The sequence below is a fragment of the uncultured Methanobrevibacter sp. genome (assembly GCF_902774605.1).
Classification (GTDB): Archaea; Methanobacteriota; Methanobacteria; order Methanobacteriales; family Methanobacteriaceae; genus Methanocatella.
In genome coordinates this window covers 2,901-16,090 of sequence record NZ_CACYJE010000051.1, presented here as the reverse complement: position 1 = coordinate 16,090, position 13,190 = coordinate 2,901, and the positions used below count along the sequence as shown (strand labels likewise).

Genomic DNA, 13,190 nt, shown 5'->3' with positions numbered 1-13,190 from the left:
AGAAATATTAAAATGAATTTCGATTATAAAATGGACAGAGATGATAATAAACGAATAATATATAATGAGGATTATGACATGAGAAATAAAGAAGAAAAAAGATATAAAAATGAAATGCTGAAAGAAGACATTGATGAAAATTATTCCAAAGCAAATTGGGAAAATAAAGCTAAATATAAAATGAGAGGAAATTATTATGATAAAGAAAATAATGAAGAAAATGAAGAATATATCAGACCAAGATTGGGAGATAATAAAGAATATATTTCGTTCAGAAATAGAAAGAATAATAATTATGAAGATAAAAATTACCAAGGAAATTATAATAAACAATTTAAAAATTTCGATAAAAAAGAAAATTATTATGATAATTAAATGAAAAAATAATAATGATTAATAAATAGACTTTATATTAAATTTACTTGCTTATATAGTATTCGATTAAAAATTTAGTTTCAACTAAAAAAATAATGGACATTTAGTTATTACTAAAAATAAGGAAAAAAATTTAGTCGAGCAAAAATATCATTTGCCCTTATTGACATTAGTCTTATTGTAATCAGTGTTACCGTTGGTCTGCTTGGACAGGAGTTGTCTTGCAACACCGAAAATTGTCTTCAACAGAATAAAACCGTCACTTGAAACCTGACGGGCAAGATAGCCCGGCCTTAAATAAAACTTGATGAAAGCATCCTTCTGAAGCTTCCTGAGTTCCTTGCTGGAACAGTCAATAGTCTCCAAGACAGGATTGATAAGAGTGTACTTGGACCAGTCCTTGATTGTGATAAGATTCTTCTTGAAGGTCTCATTATAAAAGCGAGTTCCAGGATATGGTGTTGCGATACTGTACAATGCGTAGTTTGGATTCAGCTTCTTGACAAATTCAATAGTCTGCTTAATGCTTTTACGAGTATCCTCAGGCATTCCAATGACACATGATGCAATGGTCCTAATGCCCACCTTGCGGGCAAGCCTGAATGCATTCTCAGTCTTGGATACGGTAATGTTCTTGTTCATATTCTCAAGCATTTGCTGGTCTGCGCTTTCAACACCAATGAAAATGGTTATGCAACCCGCATCCTTCATGGCCTGCAACAATTCCTCATCCAAGGTGTCAACACGTGAAGTGCAGCCCCACCAGAACTTCAGGTTGCGCCTCTTGATTTCATCACAGAAATCATAAACGAAACGCTTGTTTAAAGTGAAAGTGTCATCCATGAATGCGATAGTGTCGATGTTCTGCTCCCTCAATCTCATCTCAACCTCATCAACCACGTTTCCAACAGACCTTCTTCTAAGCTTATGGCCGTGAAGGGCAGCGGATGAACAGAATGAGCACTGCATTGGACATCCTCTAGTTGTCACGATTGTCGCAACATAGGTTGTGATGTTTAAAATCTTATACTTCTCCATAGGGAACAAGTGGAACGCCGGGAAAGGCAACTCATCAAGGTCTTCGATAATCGGCCTGTCAGGTGTGAGAACCAATGACCCGTCATCCTCATCATGAAAAGCCAAACCTTGAACATTTTTCAAATCCATATTGTTTTCGATTGCCTGAACAAGCTCGAGTAAAGTGTACTCGCCCTCGCCCCTGACAACCACATCAACGCTCGGCTCTTCCAGAACACTTTTAAATTCGAAAGTTGGATGATAGCCCCCTAAAACCACCACGGTATCAGGCTTCACCTGCTTTATCTTATCGGCTGAGTCTAGGGCCACTCCTATGGTTGGTGTCAGGGCGCTTATTGACACGACATCAGAGTTTCTTTTTAAAATCTCCTCTCCAATCTCATCATAGGTCAACTCCAATGCAGAAGCATCCAATACATCAACATCAATATCATACTGCTCCAATACGGCAGCCATATAGCCTATTCCCAATGACGGCGCTACAACACCTAAAAACTTATATTTCGAATTGGTCTGAGGAGGATTTAAAAAGGTTACCTTCATCATATCAACAACATTGCATTATATTAATAAATAATACGTTTTAAAAGTATTTAAAATTTTTGAAAAATAATATACGAACTATCAAAAAAAATAGGGAAGTAAACTATACGTTACTTCCTTACAATTATCCTATTTGAGATTTTCATATTGCCATAGCTAGTTTTTATAGAATATTTTCCAGGCTTGATCTTCTTGAGTTTAAGCGTTGCAATTCCTTTCCCATTGGTTTTCACCTTATAGGTCTTGCCCTTAATTTTGAATGTAATCTTTTTGCCTTTCAAGGCCTTGCCGTTGGCATTCACAAGCCTTGCCTTAAACTTGATTGACTTTGCCTTCTTGACTGACTTGTCCTTAGCGGCAAGGGTTGCCTTGACAGTGATTTTATTCGATACCTTAAATCCCTTATAGTCAACGCTGACAGTGTATTTGCCCGGCTTGAGCTTATTCAGCTTAATGGCTGCAAAACCGCTGCCGTCAGTCTTTACTGAGTATGTCCTTGCGTTGATCATGATGTTAATTCTCTCACCCTTGAGGGTTTTTCCATAATCGTCAAGGACTTTAACCTTATAATACTTATTGGCACCATAATACATTTTAATGTCAAGATTGTCACTCAAGCGTGGCTTAACCAGGATATTGTCAATTATACTTTCATTATTCAAAGGATTTGTGATTATAAATTTAATATTTCCCGGATTAAAGTCAATATGCACATTTATTTCACCGTTATTGTCACTAGTCATCTTTACATTGTTTATTAGCAATTCCTTGTCGGCAATCGGATTTGAATACTGATCTTTTAGAAGAATCTTGTAATTTGAATTGAATGAATATATCTTGTTTGACGAAAGAATAATGTCTAGTGATATATCTAATGTTAAATTGTTTTGAGACCCATTATAATCATCACTTTCATAGTCAACTGTTATATTGTAAACACCATCCTTTAATTTAAACGGCACTTCAACTTCACCGCCAATCAGGTTGAGTGTTTGGGTTTCACCGCCCAAAGTGAAATTTATTTTACCGTCCCTTACCTGATTTGAGTATTGGTCCAAAACACTTACAATAATCCTATTGCCAGTGACATTGATGGCAATTGTAGTGTTGAATTTAGCCAGAACAGTGAATGCCTTGATGCATGCCACCTGAGACTTGTAGGTATGCAATGCATATGTTTTTGATAAGTAGAACAAGTCCTGCCAGTTAACGCCATCATAGCTAACATATGAGATTCCCGGATAATAGATGGCCTTGTTAAGTGAGGCGATCTCTGAAATTGGCACTGAGGACAACTTGTCCGATGTTGTGTTGAACACTATCTCAAAAACATCCCCCACATATAATGGTATGACTTCGTTGAGATGGAAAGTATAGTAACCGGCCTCGGACACTCCACTCTTAACCGCCTTTAAAGCGCCATTCACATATACTGAAAATGTCCAGTTGGTCAATTTCTCAAAATATGTTGAAACACCAGCCAGCATCTCATTGTCGGTTGCTGTGAAAGTGTTTTTATACCAAACGCTTGTCCTGTCGTCATGCAGATAATCTGTCTTTCCAGCTATGTCATACTGGTAGTTCTTATCATACCTTAGGGTATCGTTCAGGATGAAGGTGTATGCTATCCCATCAACTCCGGGTTTTGCAAATGACTCATCATAGTATGAAACATAGAAGTACCCATTGTCTCCCCAGCTTGGACCCCAGCTGTTTTTAACAATCCATGCGCCATCGCCTTTGGCATAGCTTCCAAAGTAGAAATTGTCCCTTGAGTAATTGTCATCCCATCCGACAATGGTCACCGCATGGTTTGATGGGTATAGTGCCCATGTGAAATAGCTGGTGCCGTTATTCAGATAGTAAGAATCAAAGTATATAGATGTTCCAACGGCACCATACTTCATTATTGCGGTTTTGATTGCATCATTGTCAGTGTAGTTATTCCTTTTCAAAAAGAGTATGTTTTGAATGTGCAGTATGCTGTCCAGTACAGGTGAAAGCACTGACTTGTCGTCGAACACGTCGCTCATCTCATCAACCGGCCCGAGCCAGCTTGCGAAATAGCCGAAGGGCATGGCATCGTATCCCCCTTCATTGGTCACCATTTTCCAGCCGTAATCGGAGTACAATGCGATGAGGTTTTTCATGTTCTCCTCGGACAAGTCGAACTCCATGCCAGTTACCTTTTTAAGACAGGATTCCAAAACAGCCATTGCTGTGAATGCCCAGCAGTTACCGCTTGACTGCTGATCCTTGACTGAAGTGATGAATCCCTCTTTAACCAGATTGTAATAGCTTGGAATTGAGGAGATTTCAGTTTCTTTTATAGTATATATAGTATAATTGGCGTTTCCAATGCTTGTATTCAAATTTTTAGTGTCATAATAATCCTTGTATGCAGGCGCCTTATTGTTCTTATAGGTATTGCCTGTTAATGATGATTGCATATTGTTTAAAATTGAAAATATTGCTCCTGCAGATGCCACAGCGGCATTGTCTTCAAATAAATTTGAAATCATGAATAATCCTGAGGAATTGTCAATGTATAATCCTCCGCCATTGCGTGCGGAATTGTTGATGAAATTCCCATATGTTGAAAGGAACTTGCCGTACATGTGATAAACCGCTCCGCCATCCCATTTGGCTGAATTGTTATATGCGTTAACATAATTCAATCTAACGTCACAGTCCAGGGCGGTCACTGCTCCACCGAATGTTGCTGAACAGTTAATGAAGTCGTTGCGTTCAACATTCAATTGGGATGATTTTATGTATAATGCACCTCCCGCATCGTCGATAGCATAATCCTTGATGAATCTTGATTTTGAAATTGACACGCTTACGGTGTTTTCACAGGCTATCGCTCCACCGAAATTATAAGCGCAATTGTTAATGAATCGTGAATTGGATACTGTCAAGTGGCCGGCACCAATATAAATTGCCCCTCCATAAACTGCATAATTGTCATTGAATGTGCAGTTGATTATTGTGACTTTGGAATTGGGATTTATATCGCTTGTATATATTGCTCCGCCATAATTATTTCCGTAACTATCAGCCTTGCACCCATATCCATGGCTAAAAATAGAGTTTGTAGCGTTAATTGTCCCATGATTGGTTATTGACATGTCCATTATTGTAACATTGGTCAATGTTAAAAGTGAATTGACGGTGAATCCAACTCCATCATAGTTTATTATTGTTTTTTGAGGATTTGACCCTATTATATTGACCCTTTCAATGGTTTTAGAATCATCCAACTTATATTCTCCGTCGGCAAGATGGATGTTGCAATTGCCTTTTATCCTATCTGCGGTCAGGTGTTTGTAGGGGTTTTGAATTGATCCGTCACCATCATCATTATCCAGTGAGGAGTTAAAGTAATAATCGTTATTTGCAGCCAAAACATTGTCATCGGTTATTGATAATGTTGCTTGAGCATCGTCTAGCCCAATCAGATCATTAGTTTCATTGCCTATCGCATAACTTGACGGAATGATGAATATTGCCAAGAGAATTGAGATAAGCATTATTTTATGACATTTAACCAATTTCATTCCTCCAAAAAAAATAAGAAAAATAGGGAGATTAAAAACCCCTATTTTTTAACTTTTAAAGTTTTTTTCACGGTATCTTTACCATAGGCAACAGTATATTTGTATTTTTTACCAGCTTTAAGTTTTTTAAGAATGTTCTTTTTAATCTTGAAGGTTGCTACACCTTTCTTGTTGGTTTTAGCTTTGATTTTTTTACCCTTGATTTTAAGAACAACCTTTTTGCCCTTGATTGCTTTTTTACCTGCCTTCAAGGTGACCTTGATTTTAAGTCTTTTAGCTGATTTTTTAACTTTCTTGTTTTTCGCCTTGATAACATTCTTAACTGTTACTTTAAGGTTTTTAGTCACTCCATTGTAAGCTGCAGTGACAGTGTATGCCTTAGGCTTAACAGCCAGGTTGAATGTGGCATAACCGTTTGCATTGGTTTTGGCAGCCAATGTTTTTCCGGCTATCTTTAAAGTAACCTGTTTTCCAGCACCTACTGATTTGCCGTCTTCGGTTACGCGTACAGTGTATCCGAAGCTGTAGTAGACTTTCGCATTGTTTGCTGCGGTTATTTGAACAACAGGAGCGACTGGTTCAACCGGCTTGTCATCGGATTTCTTTTTAGCTTCAGTGTTTCCTGAAGACTTAATGTCTGAATTGATGTTTTGGATACTGCCATCAGCGGAGGTTCCATTAGCAGACAATCCATTGTTTGTAATGGATGCATTAGTGTCTTTTGCAATAATTGTTGAATTGCCGTTGGTAATCACATTATTGTTCTTGATATCCGCAGTGCCTTCACTGACGATGATGCCTGTAGTGTTGTAGTCAACACCGCCTTGAGGTGACACTATAGCTCCACTGTCCTTGCCTGTTGCATTGATTTGATTTCCATCAATTACAGCATCGGTTTGATGAGTGACAATGCCGTATACATGGTTTCCTTTAACGTCGATTGTGTTTGCAGAAATCACTGTCTTGTTTTCTTCCACATAAACGCCGTATACAGTGTCGGATTCCCCTGTGATGTTGTTGTTGGTAAGGTTAACCTCACCGTCTTCACCCCAATCGTCAAGGTATGCTGGGTATGCAACATCTTTTGATTTTGCGGAAATGTTATTGTTGTCCACAACCGCTGAGGATTTGCCGCCCACTTGAAGGCCTGCTGCATAGTGGTCATCAGAGTTGGATTTGATGTCGTTTCCTGAAATTGTCAGGTTATCACAGTTGTTAGTCACCAGACCGTAGGCATAACCATGACCGTTTAGCTCAATGCCATTGTTTGTGATTCTTGAATCATCACAAGAATCAAAGTGAACTGCATAGATGGTGTCATCTGGTCCTGTAACGGCATTGTAATTGACTTTAATGTCATTCTTGTTAAAGGATACGTTGTCACTGTTTTCAACATGCACTCCTTGGGAGTAGTAGTCGATTCTTGGATATGCTGAATAGCCTATTGAAGTGGATGGGATGCTTGCATCAAGGACATTGTTTTCAAATACTAAATTATCCGCATACATTGCATTAACTGCAAATGTTTTAACGTCTCCTTCAGAGGTTGCATTGTACTTGATGTTGTTGTTGATGATTTTCACATTGTCAGCATAATCAATTTCAATCGCATAGCTTTGTTCACCTGCAGGAGCATTGTATGTAATGTTGTTGTTTGAAAGGACAACATTGTCTCCTCCGATGTAGACTGCCGCACCGTCAACTTCCCCAAGGACATCCAATGCAATGTTGACATTGCTCAATTCAATGCCGTCTGCTTCGAGGTTGAATGAAGCGTTGTTGAATTTTGCTCCGTCACCGGTCAATTTGATTGGCTTGTTGATTGTGATTAAGCCGAGATTGTTGAATTCTCCTTTGAATGTGAGCTCGTCGAATGGAATGCCGTCTCTTAATACATTGTTTTCATCAAAGAAGTTATAGAATGTTTCAGGAGTCACTACATTATTAATTCCATTGACTGTAAGGGTCTTATTCAACCCATTATCCTTAAATTGGCCAGTTGAATCAATATATTTAGCAGTGATATTGTATTTTCCAGGTTCTTTGGTGATGAAAATGCTTTCTTTAGCCACTCCATTCACCACATTCATTGTTGCGACCAGTTCATCATCAATGTATAATTCAACGACGCCCTTGCCGATGACTGTTCCGTCAGCACTGTTAACCTTAACGGTGTATTCGACATTATCACCTTTAGCGGCAGTGACATCATCCATTACAATAGTTGTGTTTACAGTGTTTGCGAATAATACTTCCTCAATGCCTTCAGCATTTGCAGATATGTATGTGATTCCTGTTGCATCCAAATCATAGGTAAATTCGCCATTAGCCAATACTCCGTTAATGTCTCCCTTATTAGTGGAGATAGTTACCGGCACTGGAACGTTTATTGGTGAATCCAATTTGGTGACTGTTTCACCGTCAGTGTATGAATCAATTGCAACGGTCAGTTTAACATTGTTTCCATCCTTGATTTCAGTGTCATTGGTTATTGTCAAGATTGCCCAATTGTTTACAGTTGGTTTATAATTGCCGTTGCCGCCTATGAATGAGCTTGGATTATCATTTGTCGCCCACCAATTTTTATTGGCAGTGATTGAAGGTGATATTTGTTCGGTTTGATATCCGTAAACAGCAATGCCGTTTTCATCATTGTTATTGATGAATACTGATTTTACAACATTTACTGTGGTTGATCTTGAATATATTGCTCCGCCGTTTGCATCAGCAGTGTTGTTTTCAAATAATGTATCGGAAATGGTTAATTTACCTTTTCTTTCATAATTTGAAGTTCCAGTCATGTAGATGGCTCCACCGCCGGTGCCGTCCTGGCCGTTTGCATGGTTGGCGATGAATTCGGAGTTTGTGATTTTCACTTCAGCCTCGGAGTGTGAAATGAATATTGCTCCACCGCTTGATGTGGTCAATGCCTTGTTGTCCTTGAATGTTGTATTGTCAATTGTCATTCCTGCAAGTTGCTGAGCAAATATTGCTCCACCACCCAGGTTATCGTTACCGGTTGCAGTGTTGTTTTCAATTATTGAATTTTCAATGGTGATTGCTGCACCTTTTGAAAGACTGTCTTGTGTGAATATGGCCCCTCCTTCACGAGCAGTGTTGTTTGCAATAGTGGAGTTGATGATTGTCAATTTGCCTACATTATATATTGCTCCACCGTTATTTTCACCTGCTGAAGAGTTGGCCAAGGTACAATTGATTATTGTTAACTCATTGGAGTTTCCAAGCAATGCACCGCTTTCATCAGGTTTGAAACCATTAATCATTATTAGGTTTTTAAGAACCACTTTTGCATCATTGCCCACATATAAGATTCTGTTTGAGTTTTGAGCATCTAATACAACTTTTCCTTCACCAGTGATTGTTAAATCATCACTGATTGTTCCTAAATCACCAGTCTTATATGTTCCTTCCAAAATAACGATTTGTCCTTTTTCAGCTAATTTCAATGCTTGCTTCAAGCTAGCAACAGGAGTGTCTTTATCTCCATTGTTGTCATCGCTACCTTTTGTTGATACGTAAATGACACTTGGCTTGACTGCAAATGGGAAAACGATTTCATCGTTTAAGACTTTAACTGTAAGGTCACTGTCAAGATATGCATCACGAGTGTAGTCAACACTGGCCTGACCATCTTTTACGGTTACAACCTCATTTAATAATCCACTGGTGGATGTGAATGTAACGTCAAATCCATCAGGCAATTTACCTGCATAATCTGCAATTTCACCACTTGTTGAGTTGGTTTTGTCGAATTCAGCAGTGATAGTGAGAACTCCCTCTTCAGACACAGTGTATGAAGCATTCATGATAATCCAGCTTGAAACTGAAATGGATGAGTCAACATTTGCTTTTGCATTGTCTGCCCAGTAGTTATTGTCTGCAATTATTTTTGATGTATAAATTCTGCTGGATTTATTCATTGCAATTCCATTATCATTTAAAATAACTGAGTTTGAAATTGTGAACTGTTGACCATTGTCAATATAAATGCTGTTACCATCATTTGCAGTGTTATTGATGAATAAGCAGCCATCCACTATGGCTTTTGCATTATTACCTGCCATATAGATAGCTCCACCATTTACGGCAGCAGTGTTATTGATGAATTTGGAATTTGTGATTGTCAAGTCAACTGATCCGCTTGCAATACTTACATATACTGCTCCACCATTACCCATTGAAGATTGTGTTGCCTTATTGTCAATGAATGTATCATTATTGATTTTTATGGTTTTTCCGTTTTTAGATGAAGTGATGTAAATTCCGGCACCGTTTCCGATACTGTTATTTCTGAATATTGAATTTTCAATCACCGCATCGGAACCGTCGATTCTAATTAAACCATATTGCTGGGTGGTAACATGATTGAAGAATTCACAATCTTTTATTATGATAGATGTGTCTGCAGCTGCAGATACTACTCCACGTTTGATTGTGTTTTCATGGAATTTGGATTGTGTTAGGTTTAAGCTACCTTTTGCAATGTAGATTATTCCTCCAGCACTTCCTGTTGCAGCATTTGAATAGAATTCACAAGCATTAATCATCACTAGTTTGTCTGCCTGATTGTGAACGATTGATCCAACCACAGCACTGGCATTGGTAAATTTAATGTTTGTTAAATTAAGATTAGCATAGTTATTGAATACTTTGGTTTTGTTACCGTTGATTATGACAGTGCCTTCACCCTTAATGTCCATATCCTTTTCAAGGTTTATGGTTTGAGCGATAGTGTATTGGCCAGGTAAAATTACTATTTTTCCTCTTTGAGCAATTTCAATTGCATGTTCTAGAGTTGCAACAGGAGATGAACGTGTACCATTGTTGTCGTCGCTACCTGTTTCGGACACATAAACCACTTCAAGCACTATAGGAACCTTAACGTTGACTGTTGTTGTGTTAACAGCATTTGAAGAAGTGACTGTTACTGTATCTTCTCCACCTTCACGGGCAGTGTATGTGAATTTGGCTACATTGTTCTGTGTTGTGATTGTCTGTGCATCAACATCACCTGTGACTGCAGCCACATTAACTTCCACTTCAGGAATCAGTTCGGACAATTCCTGATTGTTGTTGATGTGGGTGAAATCAACTGTGAATCCGATTTCATCATCAACGTTTACATTCGCACCGGTTAAGTTGTTTGAAACAGTCATGACTACCCAGTTTGATGAATCGACTTGCGGACAATCAACTGTTATTGTATCCCAACTATAATCATCCTCTTCTTCATAAGTGCCAGCACCATTCAATGATTTTGGATCATCATTGGTTCCCCACCAATTGTATTGTGCATTGACTTCAGATTTTCCGTCATTATAAATGGTTTTATGACCAGCATTGTTCAATAAGACTGAATAGTTGATTGTGAGTTTTCCTTGATTGTAGATGGAATCCCCATGATAGGAGCTTCCGGCATTATTATTGATGAAGGAGGATTTTGTTATTGTTGCGACTCCGGAACTTCCAATGGATACTGCTCCACCATTTGTTTTTGCAGCATTATCAATGAATTTTGAATCTGAAATGGTTAATTGTCCATTAGAACGAATTGCAGCACCGTATCCCACATCATTTTTATTGTTGATAAATTCAGTATTCTTAATTTCAATATTAGTTTGAGTAGTGCCGAATGCGCTGATTGAACCGTGAATCACTGCTTGTTTAACAGTGTTGTCTATGAATTTTGATGAATCAACAATCAGGTTTCCTCCACCTTGTGAGAAATAAACAATACCATTTGATGATGCAATTGTGTTATTTTCAAATACTGTATTGTATATGGTTATATCCTTTTGTTTGGTGCTCATTTGAATTATGTCGCCACCGTTATTATTTGAAATATTACTGTCCTTTATTCTGATATTTCCGTTAGAATAAATGAGGTAGTTGCCATAATTGCTGTTTATAACTGTAACATTATTGATGATTAATTCATTTCCAAAAATATAAGCCACTGCACCATGGCCGGTTACGTTTTGAATGATTACATTGGAAATTACAAACTTGTCTAGATTTTCACCATAATTCATGTTGAATAATCTTTCCTTTCCTTCACCGTCAATGATTACTTTTCCCTTACCGGTCACGTTCAAATCACCGGTTACGTGGAAATTAGTTTCAGTGTATGTTCCCTCATTGATTATGATTTGACCTGATCCTCCACTTACAAGTGCAAGTTCAACCGCTTTTGCAATTGATGCAACAGGGAACATTTCTGAACCGTTATTCTTGTCGTCACCCTTCTTGTCAACATAAATGATGCCATAATAAGGTTCAACACCTTTTGCAAAGCTTAAGGTTTTAACTACTTCACCTGTTTGGGCAGAAACCACGGCGTCGACATCAGCGACAGTGTAAATTACATCTTTAGAGGTTCCCTTTGCAACCTCAACAGCTGCAGGTTCCAAATCACCGCTTGTGGATGTTAAAGTCACTGTGAATGTTTTTGGAATTGCACCGCCGGTTAACTCTTGAACTTCACCGGAAGTGGTGTTTACATGGTTAAAGTCTATTGTCAATTTAACTTCATCCCCAACAAGCACTTCTGTTGCGTTTGCAACGACATTCATGATTACCCAATTGTCAATCACGATGTTTTTGCCTTCTACTGTTGATGAAGGGTCATCAGTTCCCCACCAGTTGTTGTTGGCGGTCACTGTTTCAGGCTGGTCATCATCATAATTAGCTGTAACGGTATTGTGAATGTTTAATGTGTTTACTATTGAAGAGTATGAAATGTTCAGTTTTGAGTTTTCCAAATAGATTGCAGCCGCACCGTCCTGTGTAGCAGTATTGTTTTCAATAATACAGTTAGTAATAGTTACTTCGGATGCTTTTAAGACAGTAGGGTTGCTGCTTAGTTTGCCTGCGTATACTGCAATTGCAGAAGCATCTTTGAGTGCGAAGTTATTATATATTTTACAGTTATCGAATGTTGCTGTAACATTAGTCAAATAGATTGCACCAGGTGATTGTGATGCGGTATTGTTGTAAATGTCACAGTCTGCTACTGTTACCTGTGAAGCCTGGAGGTATAATGCTGCCCCATTGGTTGCCTTATTATCTGCGAAAATGGAATTTGTTATATCAACATTTAAACCGCCACCATATGCAGATTGGTAAGCGCAGATTGCTCCCCAAGTCACATTCATATTGGTGAAATTGGAGTTTTTAACTATTAAATTACCTTTAGTGTAGTATGCATAGATTGCTCCGCCACGGGTTGCTTTTGAATTGTTAAAGCTGCAGTTTTCAACTATTACATTCATGTCAAGCAAGCTGCTGGCTGAAGAACCTTGAATGTTTAAAGCGCCACCGTATCTGGCATTACCGTTTTCAAATTTAATGTTCTTGATTGTAACATCAGTTGATGTGACAGTGAATACTGATGCTTTTTCCAAGTCTGTTCCGTCGATTACTACATTTCCCTCACCGATTATGGTTATTGGCTTATCCCCGTCAATTGTTATTCCATTTTGAGTGTAAGTTCCTTCTTTGATTATGATATTTCCGGAACCTGCTTTTGCAAGCTCAATTGCCTTTGTGAGGTTTGCAACAGGACTGGCTTCAGAACCGTCATTTTCATCGTTACCATTGGTTGCAACGTAAATTGCATCAGATGGAATGTCGCTTTGGGATTCATCCACAAGT

At 38.3% G+C, this 13,190-nt stretch carries 4 protein-coding genes; 1 reads left to right on the top strand and 3 read right to left on the bottom strand.

What is annotated here, in order from left to right:
• A partial coding sequence (locus tag QZU77_RS08695) for a hypothetical protein (RefSeq protein WP_295603152.1) occupies positions 1-375 on the top strand: 375 nt, incomplete at its 5' end.
• Positions 376-525: 150 nt separating this feature from the next.
• Here the strand turns inward: QZU77_RS08695 and QZU77_RS08690 are convergent.
• The 3 genes from QZU77_RS08690 to QZU77_RS08680 all read right to left on the bottom strand — a co-directional run bounded on the left by QZU77_RS08690 (position 526) and on the right by QZU77_RS08680 (position 13,186).
• Complete coding sequence (locus QZU77_RS08690) at positions 526-1,956, bottom strand: B12-binding domain-containing radical SAM protein (protein ID WP_295603154.1); 1,431 nt, start codon at positions 1,954-1,956, stop codon at positions 526-528.
• Between the two features lie 110 nt (positions 1,957-2,066).
• On the bottom strand, positions 2,067-5,510 hold the full coding sequence (locus QZU77_RS08685; protein WP_295603150.1) for a C1 family peptidase: 3,444 nt from the start codon (positions 5,508-5,510) through the stop codon (positions 2,067-2,069).
• 47 nt (positions 5,511-5,557) lie between these two features.
• Complete coding sequence (locus QZU77_RS08680) at positions 5,558-13,186, bottom strand: right-handed parallel beta-helix repeat-containing protein (RefSeq protein WP_295603148.1); 7,629 nt, start codon at positions 13,184-13,186, stop codon at positions 5,558-5,560.
• Positions 13,187-13,190: the final 4 nt, after the last annotated feature.